Genomic DNA, 22,950 nt, shown 5'->3' with positions numbered 1-22,950 from the left:
CCAAATGGTCAGGTTTACGCTTCCATACTAGGCAACCTTCGTGCCATCTCCCAACCTCGATTTCAGCCCTGTGTGAGGCGCAGCACACGCCATCCGCGCACCACCTAGGTGCAGGACGGGCCACGGCCGGACGGCCGGCGGGCATCAGGCGCGGTGCACGGCACCATGAGAAAGCGGCACCCCATGGGTGCCGCTCGCACGATCGACCCTGTGCGCCCCGTGCGCCCCGTGCGCCCCGTGCCGCCGGTCAGGCCGCATGGCCGCTGCGCCAGAGCATCCAGCGCGCGCGCAAGAGCCCGGTCAGGCCGGCGGCCTCGACATAGCGATGGAACAGCGCCCCGGCAACGTTGCTGGCCGCCCACGCCAGCACCATGCCGCAGGCATTGGCCAGCGGCCGCCCAGGCAGGAAATGGAAGAACAAGGCGTTGACCACCAGGCAGACCGGGAAGTGGACCAGGAATACCGAGTAGGAGACGCGCCCGCACCAGGCCAGCAGCGCCCCGCCCTGCCATTGCTCCAGCCAACCCTGGCGCCGCACCACGCCGAGCAGCAAGGCCACCACCAGCGCCAGGGCGATGCGCAGGCGGAAGTCCACCGCCAGCGCCAGCAGGGCCACCGCCCCCAGCAGCAGCAGGGGCAGCGCCGGGCGCCCGGGGCTGGACGCCCAGTAGGCCAGCGTACCCAGCCCGTAGGCGCCAAAGAAGTAGACCGCCCAGACGTCCCAGGCGGCATCGCGGTTGAACCAGAACAGCGAGGCCAGCGCCATCGCCACGACCAGGACGATGCCGAAGCCGCGCGCACCGGCGCCGATGGTGCGGGCCGCCCACAGCAGCGCCAGCAGCAGCGCGAACAGTTGCATGTCGATGGCCACGTACCAGACGCCGGCCGACAGCGCGTCCACGTCGAGCAGGCTGTGCAGCAGCAACACGTGGGCGATGAACTGGCGCAGGTGCGGCGCCGCGGGAATCGAATCGTGGTGCATCCAGTGGCGCGCCACCGCCGCCCCGGCGATGGCCAGCACGATGGCCACGCTATAGGGCACCACGAGCTTCTGGTAGCGCCGCCACAAGGCGGCCAGCGGGCGCTGCACCAGCAGCTCGCCGCCCGGTGCCAGGCTGCGCGCGGCGAGGAAGCCGCTGACCACCAGGAAGACCTGCACCGCGATGCGGGCGTATTGGGAGAGCCAGTCGAGCACGCCGGGCGCAAGCACGTGCGCCGCATCGGACATCGGACCGTAGAAGGCGAGATGATGCAGAACAATCAGCTGCGAACTGACCGCCTTGAGTGCATCGATGCACGCCAAGCGCGAAGAACGGGGGCTCATTGTTATGTTATAGGGGGGACTGCCGGAAGAGCGAAGGCAGCGATTTTACTCCCAAGCCTGCCACCCCGCCAGTGGCAAGCGCCGTCCCGTGCACATCGTGCGCGCCAGCTAGGCCCGGCGCAGCGCGGGCGCGATCACGGTTGCCGCCTTGGCGACCGGGTCGGCGGCGGCCGGCCGCGCGTGCCGCCGCCCGGGAGGCTCAGGCCGCCCGCAGCGCTCCGAGCCAGCTCGACTCCGGCAGCCGGCGCTGCGGCGACACCGCCGCGGCCCGGCCGCAGTGCCCACCGCAGCGCGCGAAGTCGGCCTGCTCCAGCCACGGCGCGATGAAGGCGCCCAAGGCATCCAGCAGCACGTCGGAGGTCATGCCGGCGGCGCCCGCCAGCGCCGCGCACATGATCCAGGTGGTGTTGTCGTGCTCGACCATGTAGAGCGTCTTGGCCTGGTCGGCCGGCTGCAGCACGTGCTCGCTCGCGTGCACGTGCCCGAGACCGAATGCCTGCACGAAATCTTCCCGGTGCCGCTCGCCGAAGCAGACCACCAGCTTGGGCTTCCAGCGCCGGCGGGTGTCGGCGACGAAGCGGAAGCGCCCGCCGTTGCGGCACAGGTCCAGGTAGCGCCGCTTGGGCACCAGAGCCGGCTGGCCGCGGAATGCCTGCGACCAGGGCACCGAACCGATATGGTTGGCCGGCAGCGGAAACAGGCTCATCTTGAACTCGGCCCCGCCCGGCGCGAACAGGTGCGTATCGAAATAGTGCTGCCAGTCGCATTCACTCTGCGGCCGACGGAACACTTCAGCGCGAGCGGACGCCATGATGCGTGCGATCTTCTGGTGGGACTGCCAGCGCTGCATCACATCGTGATGGCGCGCGCGGAAGTCGCTGTCCCAGGCGGTCGGCTCGGCGCGCGGCACCAGCGGCGCAGCCAGGGCTTCGGCCCAGGTATGCGGCGTGGCATCGCAGAACCAGACCGGGGCAGCCGGATCGCCACCTTCCATGCCGACGTAGGACGCAAAGTAGGCGTCGAGCTGCTCCGCCGTGAACACAGTCTTGTCCCGTGCTTCCATGACGTTGTTTCTCCCCGTAGATTGCTGCCGCAGCCGCTTGCGCCGGCTCCGGCCTCCTTCCCAAAACCAGGCGGCGGCGCCCGGCACGTGGCCTGCGGCAGCCGCCCCCCACAAGGACACGGGCGCAGGCGCCCGTGCCCGGCGTTCCCGGCGGACTTGATTGCATCCGTCCGGCCGCCATCCGTCTTGACGACGTTTCACTCCCGTTGCATTGGTCGACGCGTTGGAACGCGTACTCTTTGTGCCTGCTCGGTACCGGCATGGTGTGCAATCGCTGTGCCATCGGCGCCTGCGTCGCCGCGCGGGACGGCGCAAAAACCGGCTTGCCACCCGCAAAGCCTTGTGGGGACTGGGTTTCCGGCCTATCGGGAAATCACGTGGAGGTCCGCCGTGGCGCGCGCCGGGAGGGCCGCTGAAGGAGGAGTGTTACGTTACGTGCGACGTAACACGTAACGTTTTCGCAACGGATCGAGGAACTGCCGCAAGCGAGCCGCCGCCGTGGAGCGGCGCGGCCCCGGCGCCGCGATACCGATGCGCGGCGGCGCACGCGACGGCAACCCGCCTGGCAGCAGGCAAAGGCCCGCCACCGGCGCGCGGCCAGCGACCGCGGGCGGCAGGCTTGGCATGGACATTGCCTTATTCGTCACTGGAGAAACTCTGTGGCGCTGGATACCATGCCCCGCCAAGGCCGGAACCCTGTGAACACGATCGGCACGCCGAGCCCGGACCCCCGTCCCCGCAGCAACACCCGCCCCGCCACCACGGCGCTTGCGGCCGGAAGCCAGGCCTTGCTGCGCGACCTGCCACACGCCGCGCGGCGCGGCGAGCTGCGCGCCTTCTTCCAGCCCAAGCTGGACACCGCGACCGGACAACTGGTCGGCGCGGAAGCACTGGCGCGCTGGCAGCACCCCCGCTTCGGACTGCTGCTGCCCGATACGTTCATCCCCCTGGCCGAGCGCAGCGGCCACATCGAGTCGATCGGGCACTGGATGGTCGACGAGGTCTGCCGGCAACTGGCGGCCTGGGATGCCGAGGGCCTTCCCACGCCCGAGGTCGCCGTCAACGTTTCCCTGCGCGAGTTGCGCAATGCGGACCTGCTGCCGCAGATCGGGCATTGCCTGCGGCGCCACGGTATCGGCCCGCATCGCCTGCTGCTGGAATTCACCGAGTCGACCGCGATGCACGATCCGCAGTACATCGCCGATGTGCTGGCCCGGCTGCGCACCGCCGGGCTGCGGGTGGCGCTGGATGATTTCGGCACCGGCCACTCCAGCCTGGCGCGCCTGCATGCGCTGGCGGCACACGAGCTCAAGCTGGACCGCAGTTTCGTGACACCGCTCGACGCTCAGGAGCCCAAGACCTGCGCCATCGTCGCCGCGGTGGTCGCGCTGGCCCGCGCATTGGACATGCAGGTGGTCGCCGAGGGCGTGGAAACGCCTGCGCAACTGGAGATGCTGCGCAAGCTGGGATGCCGCCAGGTACAGGGTTTCCTGTTCTCGCAGCCGCTTCCCGCCGCGGCTTTCGCCAGCGGCTGGCTGCACTAGACAGAATGGATTGACCTGCCGCCCCGTTCAGGGCTCGCCGCCAGGCATGCGCCGCGCCGGCCTGGCAGGCAGGGGCACGGACACGCCCGCCCCGGACAGCAAGCGCACCAATGGCGCCGGACGGGCGACCAGGTCTTGCAGGGTATAGCGGTCCAGCACATCGAAATAGGCCAGCAAGGCATCGGCCAGCACGCCGCGCAAACCGCAGACCTGGGTGATCACGCAGGCGCTCTCGCCGGACTGGAAGCACTCGACCAGGCCGAAATCCGGCTCCGTGGCACGGATCACATCCCCGATCCGGATCTGCGCGGCGGGCCGCCCGAGCCGGATGCCCCCCGCGCGCCCGCGCACGGTGTGCAGGAAACCGGCCTGCCCGAGTCGCTGGACGATCTTGATCAGGTGGTTCTTCGGAATGGAAAAGGCGTCCGCGACCTGCTGGATGGTCACCAGCCCGTCCGGGTGGACCGCCACGAAGATCAGCGTGCGCAGGCTGTAGTCAGTGTAGTCCGTGAGTCTCATGGGATCGGGGCAAGACAGCGACGAGCCAGTCTAACATCGCTTCTGGATGCATCTTATCGCCCTCTGGCCCGGCTTCGGAGATAATCCGCACACCCTGCCTGGGAGTATCGGAGGCCCGCCCGACAAGGGACCGGACAAGCGCCGAAGGGGCGCGATCCTATCAGAGCAATCTGGCGGTTTTCCTCACCATTTCGGGGGGTTGTTGTGAGAAAGGGACAATGTTACCCATCGGAATAAAGTGCGGTCAAAGCAATTGCTTCGGTACCGTAAAAGGCATGAAAATGTAACAGGAAATCAATAACAGCGATCTGCAGATCAAAATAGGAAATTACGGGGTGACTTTGTCCACGCTTCAATATCTGACGGAACGTCATTGCTCCTCGCAATGGCGTGATGTGCTTGGCGCTTTTGCATCCGAGCTGGCCGATACGCTGGATGTCGCGAGCCTGCGCGAACTGATGCGCCGGGTCGGCGCGCGGTTCGCCGAGCGCTTCGACCTGGGCCGCTGCGACACCGTCGCCGACCTGGAGCAGGCCCTCACGCAGGTGTGGTTGCGCATCGACTGGGGCTGGACCCGGATCGAGGACAACGGCGAAACGCTGACCATCCACCACCATTGCGCCCCGCTCAGGACGGCGCTTGGCGAGTCGGCCGATGCGTGGTCACCGGGCTTCCTCGAAGGCGCCTACCAGCATTGGTTCCGCGTCCTCGGCTCCTCCGACGCATTGGCCCTGACGCAGGTGACGCAGATCGACGCCACTGGCACAGTCGCCTTCCGTTTCGGGCGCTGAATGGACCGGGCCTCCGGCGGCGGCGCCCGGCACGAGCTTGCCGCGCCGCACCGGAATCTATCGACCAGCCAAAGACCATGAGCCAGTCCGACGACCTGACAAAATTGTTCAAGCGGTTCGGTGGCGACACCACCTCCTACCGCGAAATCGTCCGCAGCGAGGGTGCGCAGCAAGCACGCGCGCGCTGGCCGCTGCTGTCTGCCGTCCAGGCGGATCGGCCCGACGAAGTGCCGCCGGTATCCCCCGGCGAGCTGGCGGGCGCCATGCTGCGGCAGCCGCCGGCGCCGGCGCAGCCGGAGTTGCCTCCGGCACCCACCCCCCAGGCACCACTGCCGCCCTCCCACTTCGCCCCGACGCGGCCGCCGCTGCCGGTGCGCACGGCCGGCCTGCCGCCGGCCGGTGCGCCATTGCTGCAGCCCATGCCGGCAATCCCGGCAGCGCCCGCGGCACCGGTCGCCCACCCGGGCCTGCAAGGCATGCCGGCGTCCAGCGCCGCACAGCCCACACAGCCCGCCGCCCCCTCGGCAACCCCGGCAGCGGCCAGGCTGACGCTCAAGCAAAGGCTGGCTGGCGCAACCGTGCCGCCGCCGCCCGCGCCGGCACCGGCGCGGGCCTATGTCGCGCCCCCGGCCCAGTTCGCCTCCGCCGTGGCCGCCGCATCGGCCAATGCCGCCAGCCAGGCGTCCGGCACCGAGCTCACCCGGGTGTTCGCGCGCCTGGAAGGCCGCAGCGCGGATCCGGACGCCGAGCGGGCACAGTTGCGCCGCTCCCTTCTCGACCGGTTGAAGCGCCCATGAAGGTCGTCGCTGTAGTGTCGGCCAAGGGGGGCGTCGGCAAGACCACCCTTTCCGCCAATCTCGCCCAGGCCCTGGCACAGGTGGGCCAACGCGTGTTCGCCATCGACCTCGACCCGCAGAACGCGCTGCGCCTGCATTTCGGCATGCCGCCCGAGCTGATCGACGGCCATGCGCGTGCCACGCTGGCCGGCCAGCCCTGGCACGAAAGCGTGTTCCGGGGCCGCTCGACGGTGCAGGTGCTGCCCTTCGGCGCGCTCAACGAAGCGGACCGCTCGAGCTTCGAGCAGCGGCTTGCCGGCGAGCCCGCCTGGCTGCGTTCGCACCTGGAGCTGCTGGGACTGCCGGGCCGCGACGACGTGGTCATCATCGATACCCCGCCCGGCCCCTCCCCGTATATGCGGCAGGCGCTGTCCTGCGCGCAGGTGTGCGTGGTCGTGACGCTGGCCGACGCGGCCTCGTATGCCACGCTGCCGCTGATGGAAGACCTGATCCAGACCTACTGCGAGGGACGGCCGGACTATCTGGGCCATGCCGTGGTGGTCAACCAGGTCGATGTCAGCCGCCAGCTGGGCAAGGATGTGCTGCAGGTGCTGCGCCAGCAGTTCGGCGACCGCCTGCTGGGCGTGGTCCATCGCGACGAAGCCGTGGCGGAAGCGCTGGCCTTCGACCGCAGCGTATTGGAATACAACCCCAACAGCCAGGCCACCCAGGACCTGCTGCGCTGCGCCGGCTGGCTGCGCCAGGCGCTGGGCCTGCACGGAGTCGAAGCATGAAGCGCCAGCCCTCCCCTCCCGCAGCCGCCACCGCGGCACCCCGCGCCGGCTGGTTCGATCGCCTGTCCTCGCGCGTGCGGGGCTTCGGCAACACCTTTGTCGGCCTGCCGCTGTGGAACCACCCGGGAGCACGCGTGGCTGCCCTTGTGGTCGCGCTGTTCCTGTTCCTGCTGGTGGTGACGGTGCCGCTGGACTTCTGGCAGCAGGTCGGCTTCGCCGCCGCCTGTTTCGCCATGGCGGTGTGGCTGAACCGGATCCACGGGCGGCTGGCTACGCTGATCCTGGTGGTACTGTCCATGTCGGCGTCCAGCCGCTACATGTACTGGCGCCTGACCGAGACGATGAGCTTCACCAACTGGACCGACGTCGCCTTCGGCACCGGCCTGGTACTGGCCGAGCTGTATGCCTTCGCGGTGCTGATGCTGGGCTATTTCCAGACCGCCTGGCCGCTCAAGCGCAAACCGGTGCCGATGCCCGATGACACCTCGACCTGGCCGACGGTGGACGTCTTCATCCCGACCTACAACGAGCCGCTCTCGGTGGTGAAGCCGACCGTGTTCGCCGCCATGTCGCTCGACTGGCCCGCCGACAAGATCCGCGTGTTCGTGCTGGACGACGGCCGCCGCGAGGAATTCCGCGCCTTCTGCGAGAAGGTCGGCGTCGCGCACCTGACCCGCGACAACAACCGCCACGCCAAGGCGGGCAATATCAATGAGGCGCTCAAGAAGACCGACGGCGAGTTCGTCGCCATCTTTGACTGCGACCACATCCCGACGCGCTCCTTCCTGCAGATCTGCACCGGCTGGTTCCTCAAGGACCGCAAGCTCGCCATGCTGCAGACGCCCCACTATTTCTTCTCGCCGGACCCGTTCGAGAAGAACCTGCGCACCTTCCAGCAGGTGCCCAACGAGGGTGAGCTGTTCTACGGCCTGGTCCAGGACGGCAACGACTTGTGGGATGCCACATTCTTCTGCGGCTCGTGCGCCATCATCCGGCGCGCCCCGCTGCTCGAAGTGGGCGGCATCGCCGTGGAGACGGTGACCGAGGATGCCCACACCGCGCTCAAGCTGCACCGCAAGGGGTATGGCACCGCCTACCTGGCCATTCCCCAGGCGGCCGGCCTGGCCACCGAAAGCCTGTCGGGCCATGTGGGCCAGCGCATCCGCTGGGCGCGCGGCATGGCGCAGATCTGCCGGCTGGACAACCCGCTGTTCGGTCCCGGGCTGTCGCTGCCGCAGCGCCTGTGCTACCTGAACGCGATGCTGCACTTCTTCTACGGGCTGCCGCGCCTGGTCTTCCTCACCGCGCCGCTGGCCTACCTGCTGTTCGGCGCGCACGTGATCCAGGCCTCGGCGCTGACCATCGCCATCTTCGCGCTGCCCCACCTGCTGCACGCCAATATGACCAACTCGCGCGTGCAGGGCCAGTTCCGCCATTCCTTCTGGAACGAGGTCTACGAGTCGGTGCTGGCCTGGTACATCATGCGCCCGACCCTGGTCGCCTTCCTCAACCCCGCCGCGGGCAAGTTCAACGTGACACCGAAGGGCGGCGTGATCGAGGAAGCCTACTTCGACTGGGAAATCTCGCGCCCCTACCTCATCATGCTGCTGCTGAACCTGCTGGGGCTGGCGGTGGGCGTGATGCGCCTGTTCGTCTGGCAGGAGGTCGAGACCACCACGGTGGTGCTGAACCTGATCTGGACGGTGTACAACCTGATCATCCTGGGCGCTTCGATCGCGGTGGCCACCGAGACGCGCCAGATCCGCGAATCGCACCGCGTGGCGATGCGCCTGCCGGCTGCGCTGCGCCTGGCCGACGGCAATACCATCGTCTGCGAGACCAGCGACTTCGCCGAAGGCGGCCTCGGCCTCAAGCTGCCGCCCGGCTGCGAGCTGAAGAAGGGCGACGCGGTCACCGTGTCGCTCTACCTGCAGGAGGACGAGCATGCCTTCACCGGCAAGGTGGTGTTCCACGGGCGCAGCCATACCGGCCTCGCGCTCGACGAGATGACGCCGCGCCAGGAGATGGAATTCGTGCAGTGCACGTTCGCCCGCGCCGACGCCTGGATCGACTCATGGGGCCGCAAGCGCCCCGACGCGCCGCGGCTGGCGGCACGGCAGATCATGCGCATCGGCGTGATGGGATTCCAGAACGTGATGTTCCACCTCGGTCGGGAGATGCGCCGCTTGCTGCGCCGGCCCGCACCGCAGGCGCGCGCGCGCTGACGGCCCCGGCCCGCCGCGGCCGGCCCCCAAAAACAACGGAATTCAGGAACAAGAAGAGACAGCCTTGATGACGATTCGACGCCCATCCGACGCGCACGCGCAACGACGCGCGCGGCCCGCCCGCCTGAGCGCCTTGCTGGCACTGGCCCTGCTGGCCGCGGCCCCTGCCGGCGCCCAGCGCCAGGCCGCCACCGTGCCCGCCGCCTCGCGCCAATCGCCGCTCCCGGCCGATGGCACGGCCCAGCCCGCGGGGCCGCGCGCCGGCACGCAACAGGTCAATTTCACGCTGAAGCAGCTGGGCGCGGACAACCCCTTCCAGCTGCGCGGCGTCGACGGCGTCAACGGCGTGCCCTTCTCGGTGCGCGCCGACCAGGTGGTCACCGGCGCCCGCCTCAAGCTGCGCTACACCTATTCCCCGGCGCTGATCCCCGCGCTGTCGCATATCAACGTGATCGTCAACGGCGAAGTCGCCGCGGCGCTGCCGGTGCCCAAGGAACAGGCGGGCACGACGATCGAGCGCGAGATCACCATCGAGCCGCAGCTGATCACCGAGTTCAACCGGCTCAACCTGCAGTTGATCGGCCACTACACCACCGACTGCGAGGACCCCTTCCACAGCAGCCTGTGGGCCACCGTCAGCAATGCCAGCGTGCTGGAACTGACGGTCACCTCGCTGGGCATGGCCAATGACCTGGCGCTGCTGCCGCTGCCTTTCTTCGACCGGCGTGACGTGCGCCGGCTGACCTTGCCCTTCGTCTTCGCCGGCGCGCCATCGACCACCACGCTGGAAGCCGCCGGCGCGGTGTCCTCGTGGTTCGGCGCCCTGGCCGGCTATCGCGGTGCTTCTTTCCCGGCGGCACTGAACCAGGTGCCCGCCAGCGGCAACGCGGTGGTCTTCGCCACCGCCGACGAACGCCCCGCCGGCGTCGCACTGCCGCCGGTGTCGGGCCCGACGGTGGCCATCGTGCCCAATCCGGGCGATGCGAACGGCAAGCTGCTGCTGGTGATGGGCCGCGACAGCGCCGAGCTGAAGAAAGCCGCCCAGGGGCTGGCGCTGGGCGCGCGCGCGCTGTCCGGCAGCACCGCCACGATCACCCAGATCGACCAGATCGCCCCGCGCCAGCCCTATGACGCGCCCAACTGGCTGCGCACCGACCGCCCGGTGCGCTTCGGCGAACTGGCCAACACGCGCGACCTGAACGTTTCCGGCTACAACCCGGACCTGGTGCGCGTCAACCTGCGGCTGCCGCCCGACCTGTTCGACTGGCGCGGGCACGGCGTGCCGATCGCGCTGAAGTACCGTTACACGCCGCGCCCGGTGCTGGACAAGTCCACGCTCAACGTCAACGTCGGCGGCCGCTTCCTGCGCGCCTTCCCGCTGCGCGCCGTCAAGGACCAGCAGGGCCGCGTCACGCAGCTGCTGGAGCGTGCGCTGCCCGACGGCTCGATCCCCGAAACGGCCAATATCAAGCTGCCGCTGTTCCAGCTGCCGGCGCAGACGCAGCTGCAGTTCCACTACTACTACGACTACCTCAAGCAGGGCGCCTGCAAGGACGTGCTGATCGACAACGTCAAGGGCGCCATCGATCCGGACTCGACCATCGACGTATCCGGCCTGCCGCACTTCATCGCCCTGCCCGACCTCGCTGTGTTCGGCAACAGCGGCTTCCCCTTCACGCGCCTGGCCGATCTCTCCGAGACGGCCGTGGTGCTGCCGGACAAGCCCGGCGCCGAGGACTATACCGCCTACCTGACCCTGCTCGGCCGCATGGGCGAGTCGACCGGCTACCCCGCCACCGGCGTGACCGTGACAGGTGCCGCCCAGGTGCAGAGCGTGGCCTCGCGCGACCTGCTGGTGGTAGGCACGCCGCAGAACCAGCCGCTGCTCAGCCGCTGGGCCGACAGCATGCCGGTCGGGATGGGCGCCAACGAAGGGCGCTTCACGCTGACCTCGGTCTACTCGACGCTGCTGGACTGGTGGAACGGCGCCGAGCTGTCGCGCGACCGGCGCGTCGCCGCGCGCCTGTCGGTCAGCGCCAGCGGTACCCAGGCGGCGCTGGCCGGCTTCGAATCGCCGCTGCAGAGCGGCCGCAGCGTGGTCGCCGTGATCGGCAACACGCCGCAGGGGCTGCAGGCGATGACCGATGCCCTGCTGACGCCGGAACAGCTCGCCCAGGTGCAAGGCAGCCTGGCGGTGCTGCGCGGCAAGACCATCGACAGCCTGGCGGCGCAGCAGAACTATTACGTCGGCCGCCTGCCGCCGTGGACCTATGCACACTGGTGGCTGTCCAAGCGGCCCTACGCGCTGGTGCTGATGATCGGGCTGGCGGCCCTGCTGCTGGGCGCCATGCTGTACCTGACGCTGCGCGCACGTGCCGCCATGCGGCATGGAGGCAAGGGCTGATGCGGCACGCTGCGTTCGCCGCGCGGCGGCGCCTGCTCGGCTGGCTGGGCTCGCTCGGCGCCGCGCCGCTGCTCGGCGCGCTGCCGCGGCCGGCGCAGGCTGCCGCTCAGGTTGCCCCCCAGGCCTGCGACTGGCCGCTGTACCGCCAGTTCCTCGCCCGCCTGGTGCAGGACGACGGCCGCGTCATCGATCCGTCCACGCCCGAGCAGCACAGCACCTCGGAGGGGCAGTCCTACGGCATGGTGTTCGCACTGATCGCCAACGACCGCGCCACCTTCGACCGCCTGTGGCAATGGAGCGTGGCCAACCTGGGCGCCGGCGATCTCGCCACCAGGCTGCCGGCCTGGCGCTGGGGCCGCCGCAGCGACGGCTCCTGGGGCGTGATCGATGCCAACTCCGCCTCCGACGCCGACCTGTGGTTCGCCTACGCGCTGCTGGAAGGCGCGCGCCTGTGGAAACAACCCCGCTACGCCACGGCCGCGCGCGCCCTGCTCAAGCAGGTGGCGGCGCAGGAGGTCGGCAGCCTGCCCGGCTTCGGCACCATGCTGCTGCCGGGACCGCAAGGCTTCATGACAGGCGGCCCGAAGCCGGCGGACAAGGCCGAAGCTGCCTCGGCCGCGAAGGATGACGGCAAGGGCGGCGCCAGGAGCGACGCCAAGAGCGACGCACCGCGCCAGTGGCGCCTCAATGCCAGCTACCTGCCGGTGCCGGTGCTGAGGCGCCTGGCTGCCGCCGACGGTGCCGGGCCATGGGCCACGCTGGCCGTGCAGGCCGGGCGCTTCATCACGGCGGTGGCCCGGCAGGGCATCGTGCCCGACTGGTCCGCCTATGCCAGCCCGGGCGGCTTCGGCACCGATGCGGTCAAGGGCGACGTCAGCAGCTACGACGCCATCCGCGTCTACCTGTGGTCCGGCATGACACCGCGCGCCGACGCGGCCGGCCGTGCCATCCGGCAGGCTCTGGCGCCCCACGCCCAGCGCATGGCCGGGCTCGCCGCGCCGCCCGAGCGCATGCACGCCGACAGCGGCGCGCTCGAGGGCGAGGGCCCGCTCGGCTTCTCCGCGGCGCTGCTGCCCTTCCTGGCCGCGGCCGGCTCGTCCGGCCTGGCAGCGCAGCGCAGCCGTGCCCAGGGACTGGCCGACCCGGTGCACCAGCAGCGCGCGCCGGCAACCTATTACGACACCGTGCTCGGACTGTTCGGCCTCGGCTATGACGAAGGCCGCTACCGGTTCGCGCCCTCGGGACAACTAGAACTGCAGTGGGAAAAAGCATGTCGAAGCGCAGCAGCGAAGTGAGGCGGATGAGCAGCCGGCGGCAGGCCGGCGCCGGCACGGCGGGTGGCCAGGCGCGGCCGGCCGCGCGCTCGCTGCTGCTCGGCCTGATGGCCATGTGGAGCGTCAGCGCCGCGGCCCAGGAGGATCCGGTCAAGCTGCTGACCGACCAGGGCAAGTTCTGGCAGGCACGCGGGCGCAGCGACCGCGCCATCGAAGCCTGGCAGAAGATCCTGCGCCTGGACCCGAACCAGCCCGATGCGCTGTACGGCATGGGCGTCGCCGAACTCGAAGCCGGCCGGGCCGACAGCGCGCGCACCTATCTCGACCGGCTGCGCAAGGCCAAGCCGGACTCGCCGCTGGCCGGGCGCCTCGACCAGGCCATCCGCAACGGCGGCAGCGCCGGCACGCGCCAGCAGGTCGAGCAGGCGCGCCAGCTGGCGCGCGCCGGCCAGTCCGAAGAGGCCGTCAAGCGCTACCAGCAGGCTGCCGGCGGCGCCGCGCCGCAAGGCGATCTGGCGCTGGAGTACTACCAGACGCTCGGCGGCACCGCGCAAGGCTGGGAACAGGCGCGCAAGGGCCTGGAGCAACTGGTGCGCGACAACCCCGGCGATGTGCGCGCGCAGCTCGCGCTCGCACAGCACCTGACCTATCGCGAGAACACGCGCCGCGAGGGCATCCGCCAGCTCGAAGCCTTGTCCAAGCGCTCCGACGTCGGCACCCAGGCCAGCGAGAGCTGGCGCCGCGCCCTGACCTGGCTGGGCGGCCGCCCGGCCGACGCACCGCTGTTCCAGACCTGGCTCGCCACCCATCCCGACGACACCGCGGTGCGCGCCAAGCTCGACGCGATCGCGCGCGCGCAGCAGCAGGCGGCCCGCGCCGAAGCGCCGAGCGCCGACCCGGTGCGCAAGGTGGTCCAGGAAGGATTCCGCGCGCTCGACGCCGGCAACCTGGAGGGCGCCGACACGGCCTTCCGCAACGCCCTGTCCCAGCGTCCCGGCGACGCCGACGCGCTCGGCGGCATGGGTGTGCTGCGCCTGAAGCAGGAGAAGTTCGCCGAGGCCGCCGACTTCTTCGAGCAGGCCGAGCGGCGCGGCGCCGGCGCGCGCTACCGCAGCGCGCACAACAGCGCGGACTACTGGATGCTGATGGAGCAGGCCAACGCCGCGCGCGACGCCGGCAACCGCGCCGAGGCCCGCAAGCTGCTGGAGCGCGCCACCAAACTCGACGCCAACCAGCCGGCGGCCCAGGTGGCGCTGGCCGATGTGCTCGCCACCGATGGCCAGTACGCCGCGGCCGAGGCCGGCTACCGCCGCGTGCTGCGCCAGCAGCCCGACAACCCCGATGCGACGCGCGGCCTGGTCGACGTGCTGGCGGCGCAGAACAAGAACGCCGAAGCCTTGGCCGTGGTGGAGCGGCTGACGCCGCAGCAGCAGGACAAGGTCGGCTCGCTGGGCAAGCTGCGCGCCGAACAGGCGCGTATCCAGGCCCGCGAAGCCCTGGCCCGCGGCGACACGGCGGCCGCGCGCCGTGCCATGGAAGACGCCATGGCGGCCGACCCGACCGACCCCTGGGTGCGGCTCGAAGTGGCACGCGCCTACGTCGCCATGGGCCAGCCCGAGCAGGCGCGCGGGGTCATGGACGGACTGCTGATGTCCAATCCCGACCAGCCCGATGTGCTCTTCGCCAGCGCGCTGCTGGCCGCCGAGACCGGGCGCTGGCAGAGCGGCCTCGATGCGCTGGAGCGCATCCCGCCGCAGAACCGCACGCGCGAGATGGGCAATCTGCAGCGCCGGCTGTGGGTGCACGCCGAAGCCGAGCGTGCCGCCGGCCTGGCCGCCGCCGGCCAGCCGGCCGCGGCGCTGAACGTGCTGCAGCAGGCCGAACGCTATGCCCAGCGCGATGCCGACCAGCTCGGCGCGCTGGCGCTGGCCTATGCCGACGCGGGCGACGAGACCCACGCGCTGATGCTGATGCGCTCCGTGATCGGGCGCACCGCCAAGCCCGATGTCGGCGTGCAACTGCAGTACGCCGCCATCCTGCTCAAGACCAAGCAGGACGTCGAACTGGCCGGCCTGCTGCGCCAGCTCCTCAACGCTCCGATGAACGCGCCGCAGCGGCGCGACTACGACTCGCTGCGCGTGGCCTACATCGTGCGCCAGGCCGACCAGCTGACCGAGGCCAATGACCTGGTGGCGGCCTACGACACGCTGGCGCCGGCGCTGTCCGAACGGCCGGGCGATGCCGCGGTGCGCGGCAGCCTGGCACGCATGTATGCCAAGGCCGGCGAAGGCCAGAAGGCGCTGACGCTGTACGAGGGCCTGATCGAGAAGGACCCGCGCAACCTCGACCTGCTGCTGTCGGCAGTAGGCGCGGCCGGCGCCGCCAAGGAATTCAGCCGCGGCGAAGCCATCCTGCAGATGGCGCTGGCGCAGGCACCCAAGTCGCCGCGCGTGCTGACCGAGGCCGGCCGCTTCTACCGTACCGAAGGCAAGCCGACCAAGGCCATGGATTATTTCCGCGCCGCCGTGGCGGCCGAGAATGCCGCGGCCGCGCAGGCCGGCGCCGCCATGCCGGGCCTGGCGCCGACGCGCCCCGGCTCGGGCTTCGACCGCGTGCCGGGCAACCCCTTCGTCGGCCTGCCCGGGCAGCGCGGCACCTCGCAGCTGCCGGTACCGGGCTCGAACGCACCCTATGCGCCGATGCCGGCGCCGGTGGCCGCGCAAGCGGTGATGCAGCCAGCCTCGCTGCCGGCTGCACCGCCCGCCTACGCACAGCAGGGTTACGGCCAGCCCTACATCCCCGTGCCGCAGCAGCAGGCTGCCCAGCAGGCCATGCAGGCACCGGGCGCCTACTACCCGGCCGCTGGCGCCGGCACCCGCGCAACCACAGCGAGCCGCAGCACAGGCAACACACGCAATACGCGTGCCGCCGCGGCGCCGGCTGTGGCGCCGGTTACAGCGGGCTACGCCGCAGGCTATGCGGCCGCTCCCGCCGCGGCGCCGCTGCCGGCCAACGCCTCCCCCGCCCAGGCCTATGCCGCCGCGGTGGCGGCGCCCCAGCCCGTGGCCGTGCCCGCGCGCCAGCCGCTCGGCGCCCAGTCTCGCCTGCCCTGGCTGTCCGACAACGACAGCCAGGAAGCGGACACCAATACGCCGCGCACCGCGCAGCAGGAACTGCAGGACCTCCAGGCGCAGCGCAGCCCGATGCTGGCTGGCGGGCCGATGCTGCGCGGCCGCAGCGGCGACTCCGGCATGAGCCAGATGATGGAGACGCAGGTGGTGGCGGAAGGCAGGATGCCGGCGGGCAACGGCAAGCTGGTGGCGCGCGTGACGCCGGTGACCATCGATGCCGGCTCGGTCGGCACCGACTACAACTCGGCCTACCGCTTCGGCGCCGGCCCGCTGGTGGCGCGCTCCGGCGCCTCGGCCGGCAACCAGAGCGCCTTCGGCGCGGCGGTGGGCGTGGCCTATGAGTCGGAGCGCATCAATGCCGACGTGGGCTCGACCCCGCTGGGCTTCCAGTACGCCGACGTCAATGCCGGCGTCAAGGTCAACCTGCCGGTCACGCAGCGCACCACGCTGTCGCTGGCGGCGTCGCGGCGCCCGGTCACCGACAGCGTGCTGTCCTACTCCGGCGCGCAGGATACCCGTGCCGGCCTGCGCTGGGGCGGCGTGATGAACAGCAGCGGGCGTGCCGACCTGGGCTGGGACGACGGCACCCTGGGCATCTACGGCTACGGCGGCTACGGCCTGCTGACCGGCCACGACGTGGCGCGCAACACCCGCTGGGAAGGTGGCGGCGGTTTCTACATCCGCCTGCTCGACACACCCGAGCAACGCTGGATGGGCGGCATCAACTTCACCTCGATGGGCTATGCCGACAACCTGCGCTACTTCACCTTCGGCCAGGGCGGCTACTTCAGCCCCCAGCGCTATTTCGCCGTGACGCTGCCGATGTCGCTGTCCGGCCGCAGCGGCAAGATCGCGTACCACATCCGCGGCGCGCTCGGCGTGCAGTCCTTCTCCGAGAACGACTCCAACTTCTTCCCGACCAATGCGGCGGCGCAGTCCGCCGCCAACAGCGCCGTGGCCAGCGCCAACGCGGCCGGCCTGACCAACGCCACCAGCGCGGTCTACCCAGGCCAGTCCAAGACCGGCCTGGCGTACAACCTGGTCGGTTCGATGGAGTACCAGGCCAGCCAGCAGATGTACGTCGGCGGCCTGTTCGGCATCGACAATGCGCGCGACTACCGGCAGTGGTACGCCGGCGTCTACCTGCGCTACGCGCTGCAGCGCCAGACCGGCCCGCTGCAGTTCCCGCCGGCGGCGCCGCAATCTGCGGTCGGCCCGCTGCCCTTCTAAGGCAAGGCAGCACCCGGGGCCGCCGGGGCGGGGCACGGCCTGGACCGCGCCCCGCCCCGGCTCGCTTCGCCGAGCCTCTCCCCCTGCCGCATCACCTCGCCTTGCGGTCCGGCGCCGGCACGCCAGCGGCCGCAAGGCGCGCCATACGCCCCCTGCTTGTCCTCTCGACAACGCATTCTGTAACACCACCGTCATCTTCCTGCCATAGATTTGCACACCGTCCGCCTGCATCCGGCGTCACATGCGCCGGCGCGGATCATCGAAAAAAGGAACGGGGAAGAACATGAAGGGGCATTCGAGGACCATCGCCTGCGGCCTGGCGGCCGCGCTGATCGCCGGCTGCGGCGGTGGCGACGACGCTGCGCCGGTCGCCGGCAGCGGCGGCAATGGCGGCAGCAACGGGGGCGGCACGCCCGGCACCAGCACGCCCGCGGCGGTGGCGCCGCTGGCCGGCGGCCAGCTCTATGTGGGCGCGATCGGCTTCGGCGATACGGTTTCGGTCGAACTCGGCCAGCCCGCCGCCGGCAAGCTGACACTGCGCTTCCTCGACTCGCAGTTCGGCCTGGCCGGCAGCCTGGTCGCCGATTACGCGGCCGCCGGCAACGGCTACCGAGCCGGCCAGTTCACGGCCGGTGCCGGCGCGCCCGCCGCGCTGGCCCAGGCCGCCGCCGCGGTCACCTTCACCTTCACCCTGCAGGATGGCGTGCTGTCGGGCGCCCTGGGCCAGGTTCCCAACGTCGCCGCCGGCGACGGCAGCCTGCTGCAAGGCCATCTCAGCGCCGCCAACCGCGGCGCCCAGCTCGCCGACATCGCCGGCACCTACAACTTCCTGCGCCAGGCCGGCACCCTCGCCGCCGCCGGCCAGCTGCGCATCGGCAGCGACGGCGCCGTGCGCTACTGCCCGGGCCAGGCCTATGCCGACGCTTGCAGCGGCGGCGAGAGCGGCAAGCTGGCCGCCGACGCGGACCAGGCGCGCTACCCCGGCGCCTTTGCCCTGTCGCTCTCCGGCAAGGCGGTCGGACGCCTGTTCGTGGCACGCGCCGAAGGCGCCAAGGCAGGACAGGCCACGCTGGTGGTCGACGAAGCCTCGCGCGAGAGCAACGGCACCGCCCGCAACGGCAGCTGGCTGCTGCAAGCCACGCAGGCCTTAGGCACCCAGGCCATCGACGGCGACTGGCTGTGCGCCGAGCCGGAACTCGACAGCGCCGGTGCAACGACCGGCCGCACTGCGCGCAACATCGTCTCCGTCGGCGGCACCACCCTGGCCGCCGACAACCTCGCCGCCGATGTCGCGCTGCGCTACAACGCCGCCGCCGGCGGCAACGCCAATGGCCTGATCGCGGGCAGTTGGCCGCTCACGGTCGACGGGCAGGCCCGGCAAGCTACCCTCGCCCTGCTGCCGGTCAACGCCCGGCTCGCCTACCAGCTGCGCCAGGTCGAGGGCGGCACGCGCCAGCTGATGGGGGTCTGCACGCCGATGCCGGCCGAGGCCGGCAATTCCGCCTACCTTGGTGCCAAGGCCAACGACATCATCAAGGTGACGCTGGGCGACCTGCGCCCGACCCAGCCGGCGATCGGCTACGACCAGATCTACTACAAGCTGGGCCGCTACGCGGCCGACCCCGTCAAGAAATTCGACGACGCCTGCGAGGCCAACGGGCAGAACAAGAGCAAGAGCGCGCCGCTGGCCACCGCCCGCCTGGACGACCTGTCTTCCTTCACCTGCACCAAGGACGTCGGCACCAAGCCCGAGGACATGAAGACGCTGGTGGTGGGCCCCGGCGGCGTGCCCTACCTGACCGATGGCCACCACACCTTCAGCAGCGTGTGGGAAAGCGCGGATGGCGGCAGCAAGGCCAGGATGTGGATCAAGGTGCAGGACAACCTGTCGACCCTGAGCCGCGGCGCCTTCTTCCGCACGCTGCGCGCCCGCAAGCTGGTGTGGCTCAAGGATGCCGACAACCGCGCCATCACGCCGGTCCAGCTGCCGGCCGGCCTGGGCTTCGGCAACGGCCTGGGCAATGACCGCTACCGCTCCCTGGTCTATTTCACGCGCGACATCGGCTACCAGCAGCTGGCGGGCGCCACCGAGTTCACCGAGTTCTACTGGGGCGACTGGCTGCGCCGGCAGGTCAAGCTGTCCGGCTACAACCTGGACGACAACGCCAGCTACCTGTCGGCGGTGCGTGCCGCCGCCACGGCCATGGTGGCGCTGGCGCCGGGCGCGGTGGTCAGCAACGGCAAGACCGCCGCCGAACTGGGCCGGCTCGATGCCTTCAACGAGACCGAGTTCACCGCCCTGTCGCAGCCCGTCGGCAGCGCCAAGCCGGGCAAGCTGCCTTACGCCGTGAGCTATCGTCTCGGCCTGCACTAGCCAGCGCACCGGCGGCCGGCAGGGAGCCGGCAAGCGCGGGCTCCCTCCGCAAGCGGGGCCCGTGCCCCGCCGGGCCGGGCGATCCATTTCCCTGCCCCTCGCGGGCCGGCGGGGAGATGCGGGCAGGGAGATGCAAAAGCCCTCTCCACACACGCGCTTGACTGCTATGCTCCTGTCGCATGGACAGAATCCGTCCCGCCGCGGCCGGGGACGCGCGCCACCGCGGCGCCGCGCCTGGCGCCCGCCAGGAGAAAGCGATGCGGTATCCAGCTGCAACCAGGACATTTCCTTCACGCCGGTCCCGCCCCGGACCCGCTGCGTCCGCCTGCGTGACGGAGAGCGGCGCATGATGGCGCAGACCTCGCCGGCAAACCGTGCGGCGGCCGGGCGCGCCGTACGCGAGTACATGAAACGCTCCGCCCACGCCGAGGCCGGCAAGCCCGAGCGTGACGCCATCGCCCTGCTCGAACAGAGCAGCGCGGGTCGCGTGCCCCGCCTGGTACCGCTGCGCTACGGCCGCATGCTGGCCTCGCCCTTCGCCTTCTTCCGCGGCAGCGCCATCCTCCAGGCCCATGATCTCGGCCGCCTGCCCGGCACCGGCATGGTCATGCCGATCTGCGGCGACGCCCACCTGCTGAACTTCGGCGGCTTCGCCACGCCCGAGCGCCAGCTGGTATTCGATCTGAACGACTTCGACGAGGCCGACGAGGGCCCGTGGGAATGGGACCTGAAGCGGCTGGCGGTCAGCTTTATCCTGGCGGCGCGCCACCTGCGCCTGAGCCGCGGCACCGCCGAGGCGATGGTCGAGGCCGTGGTGCGCCAGTACCAGGCGCGCATGCGCCGCTATGCCGAATACAGCGCGCTCGAACTCTGGTACGACCGCATCACCTTCGAGCGCATGCTAGAGACCGCGCTCACCCCCGAGCGGCGCCGCGCGATCCGCCATGGCATGGAACGCGCGGCCACGCGCACGCACGACACCATGCTGGAAAAGATGGCGGAGCTGCGTGACGGCACCTGGACCATCCGCGAGATGCCGCCGGCGATGTTCCACGTGCACGGCGTGAACTCCCTGTTCGACGCCGACGACGGCTGGCTGCGGCTGGACAACTGGCAGGAACTGGCCGGGCAGATGTTCGCGCGCTACCTGAAGACGCTCGCACACGACCGGCGCGCGCTGCTCAGCCACTTCCGCGCGCACGACCTCGCCTTCAAGGTGGTCGGTGTCGGCAGTGTCGGCACGCGCTGCCTGGTGCTGTTGATGACGGACGACCTGGGCAAGCCCATGTTCCTGCAGATCAAGGAAGCCAGCCCGTCGGTGATCCGGCGCAGCCTGTCGGGCAAGGCGGCGGCCCACGAGGGACAGCGGGTGGTGCTCGGCCAGCGCGTGCTGCAGGCGGCCAGCGACATCTTCCTCGGCTGGTCGACCGGGCCGACCGGACGGCATTTCTACTTCCGCCAGCTGCGCGACATGAAGCTGTCGGCAGACATCGAGCTGTTCGATCTCGACGTGCTGGAAGGCTACGCCAACCTGTGCGGCTGGAGCCTGGCGCGCGCCCACGCCAAGGCGGGCGGCAAGGCCATCGAGATCGCCGCCTACATGGGCCGCAGCGACCGCTTCGTCGAGGCCCTGCTGAAATATGCCGCGAGCTATGCCGACCAGGTCGAGCGCGATTACGACGCCTTTGCCGCCGCGTGCCGCTCAGGGCGGCTGGAGGCGCGCACCGACGAGGACATGATCGCCGACTTCCGCGTCTGAGCGCCGCGCGCCGGCGGCCCGCCCCGCGCGGCTACGGCATGCGGCGCGGCGGCGCCACGCGCGGCAGCACCACGGTGAAACGCGATCCGTGCCCCTCGCGGCTGTCCACCGCTACCTCGCCATGGTGCAGGTCGACCACCAGCTTGACCAGGTAGAGCCCGACGCCCGCGCCCACGGTGCCGGCCACGTTGGCGCCGCGCACATAGCGCTCGAACAGGTGGGCCACATCGTTCTCCGGGATGCCGATACCCTGGTCCTCGACCGACACGGCGAGGGCGTCCTTGCGGCTCTCGATGGCAATCCGCACCGGCGACCGCGCCGGCGAGTACTTGACCGCGTTGCCGACCAGGTTGCTGAAGGCCTGGAACAGCAGGCGCGGATCGCCGTGCACGTACTCGGCGGCGGCGGCGTCGAAGGCCTCTTCCAGCTGCGCGCTGGGCGAGCTGTCACGATGCATCTCGCAGACCTCATGCAGCAGCTGCGGCAAGGCGAAGTCTTCGCTCTGCGGTGCCGCCATGGCCACGCTGTCCATCAGCTGCGACGAATCCAGCAGGCGGTCGATCAGGCTGGTCATGCGCTGCACGGCTCCGCGGATCTTGCCGCAGCGCTCCGCCAGCGCCTCGGCCGAGAGCGGCTCGCGCATGCGCAGCAGGCGCTGCGCATGGCCGTCGATCACATTCAGGGGCGTGCGGAATTCGTGTGATGCCATCGAGACGAAATTGCGCTGCAGCTCGGCCATGCGGCGCTCGTTGGCCAGGGTCTGCTCCAGCCTGGCGGTCTGCGCCGCCAGCACCGCCTTGCTGCGCTCGAGTTCGCGGGTATTGTCGCGAAAGCGCACCACCGCGCGGGCGATGTCGCCGATCTCGTCCTGGCGCTGGGCGCCGGGAATGTCCACGTCGGGGTCGTTATCCGAGATGCGGTGCATGCGCTCGACCAGGCGCGCGATCGGCGTCGACACCGCGCCGACGATATAGGCCACCGCCGCCACCGCCAGGCACAGCGAGATCAGGATGGCGCCAGCGATCAGCCGGCGTGCTTCCTCGTAGGCCTGTGCCTCGCGTTCGGTGGCCTCGGCCGCCCCCGTCACATTGCGCTCGGTCAGCACCGACAGGGTGCCGTTGGCGGCGCTGAAGGCGCGGCGCGAATCGCCGTGGTATAGCTGGATGGCGCCGGGCATGTCGCCGCTGCGCACCAGCGCGCTGACGCGCAAGGCGGCCTGCCGGTAGGTGGCCCACTCCTGCGTGAACTGCTGGAACAGCGCCAGCTCGGCCGGATCGTGTTCCAGGCGGCTGTAGCGCGCCTCGCCGCCCTCCACGATATCGTCCAGGCGGGCGATCTCCTGTTCCGCGGCGTGCAGGTCGGCGCGTGTGCTGGCGATCAGCAGGTCGCCCTCGCTGCCGCGGAAATCCGAGATGTAGTTGTTCAGATCCCCTAGAATACGGTTGCTCTGCAGCCAGCGCCCGCTGATCTGGGCCGAAACGCTGTGGAAGCTCGCCAGCCGGTCGATGCTGAACACGCCCACCCCGGCCACCAGCAACAGGAACAGCACGAACACCAGCGACAGCCGTACCCGGATCGGGCGCAACGCCGGTATGCCCGCGCGCCGGCGCGCCACGGGCCGCTGCGGCTTGGCTGGCGCCGTAATGGACGCCTGACTCGGATGCTTCATAAGATACGCATGATGAAACCTGCCTGCCCGCACCGGGCCGGCGCGCGGGCCGCCCCGGCCCGCCCGCCGCGGA

Annotated in this window: 14 protein-coding genes; 10 read left to right on the top strand and 4 right to left on the bottom strand. The window is 70.6% G+C overall.

The window, feature by feature from the left end:
- Nucleotides 1-247 precede the first annotated feature (247 nt).
- Complete coding sequence (locus BKK79_RS32090) at nucleotides 248-1,324, bottom strand: acyltransferase family protein (protein WP_071039864.1); 1,077 nt, start codon at nucleotides 1,322-1,324, stop codon at nucleotides 248-250.
- A gap of 199 nt (nucleotides 1,325-1,523) precedes the next feature.
- Complete coding sequence (locus tag BKK79_RS32085) at nucleotides 1,524-2,387, bottom strand: transcriptional regulator (protein WP_071020600.1); 864 nt, start codon at nucleotides 2,385-2,387, stop codon at nucleotides 1,524-1,526.
- Nucleotides 2,388-3,085: 698 nt separating this feature from the next.
- On the opposite strand from BKK79_RS32085, the gene BKK79_RS32080 reads away from it, so the two are divergent.
- Complete coding sequence (locus BKK79_RS32080) at nucleotides 3,086-3,931, top strand: EAL domain-containing protein (protein WP_197523999.1); 846 nt, start codon at nucleotides 3,086-3,088, stop codon at nucleotides 3,929-3,931.
- Nucleotides 3,932-3,958: 27 nt separating this feature from the next.
- Here BKK79_RS32080 and BKK79_RS32075 read toward each other — a convergent pair whose 3' ends face one another.
- On the bottom strand, nucleotides 3,959-4,450 hold the full coding sequence (locus BKK79_RS32075) for an Rrf2 family transcriptional regulator (protein WP_071020606.1): 492 nt from the start codon (nucleotides 4,448-4,450) through the stop codon (nucleotides 3,959-3,961).
- 335 nt (nucleotides 4,451-4,785) lie between these two features.
- Between BKK79_RS32075 and bcsD the strand changes: the two genes are divergently transcribed.
- From bcsD to BKK79_RS32030, 9 genes are all read left to right on the top strand, one after another.
- Nucleotides 4,786-5,241 (top strand): cellulose biosynthesis protein BcsD, encoded by a 456-nt coding sequence (gene bcsD, locus BKK79_RS32070; protein WP_083384558.1) that lies wholly within the window; start codon nucleotides 4,786-4,788, stop codon nucleotides 5,239-5,241.
- Between the two features lie 77 nt (nucleotides 5,242-5,318).
- On the top strand, nucleotides 5,319-6,038 hold the full coding sequence (gene bcsP / locus BKK79_RS32065; protein WP_071039863.1) for a cellulose biosynthesis protein BcsP: 720 nt from the start codon (nucleotides 5,319-5,321) through the stop codon (nucleotides 6,036-6,038).
- Nucleotides 6,035-6,811, top strand: a complete 777-nt coding sequence (bcsQ, locus tag BKK79_RS32060; protein ID WP_071020616.1) for a cellulose biosynthesis protein BcsQ — start codon at nucleotides 6,035-6,037, stop codon at nucleotides 6,809-6,811. Before bcsP ends, bcsQ begins: the two co-directional genes overlap by 4 nt.
- Nucleotides 6,808-9,036: a UDP-forming cellulose synthase catalytic subunit gene (gene bcsA / locus BKK79_RS32055; RefSeq protein WP_084085445.1), complete on the top strand. Its 2,229-nt coding sequence runs from the start codon at nucleotides 6,808-6,810 to the stop codon at nucleotides 9,034-9,036. The genes bcsQ and bcsA overlap by 4 nt, the downstream gene beginning before the upstream one ends.
- A 67-nt stretch (nucleotides 9,037-9,103) precedes the next feature.
- Nucleotides 9,104-11,440: a cellulose biosynthesis cyclic di-GMP-binding regulatory protein BcsB gene (gene bcsB, locus BKK79_RS32050; protein ID WP_071039862.1), complete on the top strand. Its 2,337-nt coding sequence runs from the start codon at nucleotides 9,104-9,106 to the stop codon at nucleotides 11,438-11,440.
- On the top strand, nucleotides 11,440-12,735 hold the full coding sequence (locus BKK79_RS32045; protein ID WP_071039861.1) for an endoglucanase: 1,296 nt from the start codon (nucleotides 11,440-11,442) through the stop codon (nucleotides 12,733-12,735). The genes bcsB and BKK79_RS32045 overlap by 1 nt, the downstream gene beginning before the upstream one ends.
- Nucleotides 12,711-17,075 carry a cellulose biosynthesis protein BcsC gene (locus BKK79_RS32040; protein WP_232346365.1) on the top strand — a complete coding sequence of 1,455 codons (4,365 nt, stop codon included), beginning with the start codon at nucleotides 12,711-12,713 and terminating at the stop codon, nucleotides 17,073-17,075. The genes BKK79_RS32045 and BKK79_RS32040 overlap by 25 nt, the downstream gene beginning before the upstream one ends.
- 283 nt (nucleotides 17,076-17,358) lie before the next feature.
- On the top strand, nucleotides 17,359-19,449 hold the full coding sequence (locus tag BKK79_RS32035) for a ParB/Srx family N-terminal domain-containing protein (RefSeq protein WP_071020627.1): 2,091 nt from the start codon (nucleotides 17,359-17,361) through the stop codon (nucleotides 19,447-19,449).
- Between the two features lie 349 nt (nucleotides 19,450-19,798).
- Nucleotides 19,799-21,208: a DUF2252 domain-containing protein gene (locus BKK79_RS32030; protein ID WP_071040510.1), complete on the top strand. Its 1,410-nt coding sequence runs from the start codon at nucleotides 19,799-19,801 to the stop codon at nucleotides 21,206-21,208.
- Nucleotides 21,209-21,239: 31 nt separating this feature from the next.
- Here BKK79_RS32030 and BKK79_RS32025 read toward each other — a convergent pair whose 3' ends face one another.
- A complete protein-coding gene (locus tag BKK79_RS32025; RefSeq protein ID WP_084085443.1) occupies nucleotides 21,240-22,877 on the bottom strand; it encodes an ATP-binding protein in 1,638 nt (545 codons plus the stop codon).
- Nucleotides 22,878-22,950: the final 73 nt, after the last annotated feature.

Source organism: Cupriavidus sp. USMAA2-4, assembly GCF_001854305.1.
Taxonomy (GTDB): Bacteria; Pseudomonadota; Gammaproteobacteria; order Burkholderiales; family Burkholderiaceae; genus Cupriavidus; species Cupriavidus malaysiensis.
The sequence above is the reverse complement of the archived record's forward strand: the minus strand, read 5'-3'. Positions and strand labels throughout refer to the sequence as shown.

What these genes read in the sequence shown, in the direction of transcription:
- BKK79_RS32090 (WP_071039864.1), bottom strand. Translation starts at nt 1,324, where the DNA reads ATGAGCCCCCGTTCTTCGCGCTTGGCGTGCATCGATGCACTCAAGGCG.
- BKK79_RS32085 (WP_071020600.1), bottom strand. Translation starts at nt 2,387, where the DNA reads ATGGAAGCACGGGACAAGACTGTGTTCACGGCGGAGCAGCTCGACGCC.
- BKK79_RS32075 (WP_071020606.1), bottom strand. Translation starts at nt 4,450, where the DNA reads ATGAGACTCACGGACTACACTGACTACAGCCTGCGCACGCTGATCTTC.
- bcsP (WP_071039863.1), top strand. Translation starts at nt 5,319, where the DNA reads ATGAGCCAGTCCGACGACCTGACAAAATTGTTCAAGCGGTTCGGTGGC.
- bcsQ (WP_071020616.1), top strand. Translation starts at nt 6,035, where the DNA reads ATGAAGGTCGTCGCTGTAGTGTCGGCCAAGGGGGGCGTCGGCAAGACC.
- bcsA (WP_084085445.1), top strand. Translation starts at nt 6,808, where the DNA reads ATGAAGCGCCAGCCCTCCCCTCCCGCAGCCGCCACCGCGGCACCCCGC.
- bcsB (WP_071039862.1), top strand. Translation starts at nt 9,104, where the DNA reads ATGACGATTCGACGCCCATCCGACGCGCACGCGCAACGACGCGCGCGG.
- BKK79_RS32045 (WP_071039861.1), top strand. Translation starts at nt 11,440, where the DNA reads ATGCGGCACGCTGCGTTCGCCGCGCGGCGGCGCCTGCTCGGCTGGCTG.
- BKK79_RS32040 (WP_232346365.1), top strand. Translation starts at nt 12,711, where the DNA reads ATGTCGAAGCGCAGCAGCGAAGTGAGGCGGATGAGCAGCCGGCGGCAG.
- BKK79_RS32035 (WP_071020627.1), top strand. Translation starts at nt 17,359, where the DNA reads ATGAAGGGGCATTCGAGGACCATCGCCTGCGGCCTGGCGGCCGCGCTG.
- BKK79_RS32030 (WP_071040510.1), top strand. Translation starts at nt 19,799, where the DNA reads ATGGCGCAGACCTCGCCGGCAAACCGTGCGGCGGCCGGGCGCGCCGTA.
- BKK79_RS32025 (WP_084085443.1), bottom strand. Translation starts at nt 22,877, where the DNA reads ATGAAGCATCCGAGTCAGGCGTCCATTACGGCGCCAGCCAAGCCGCAG.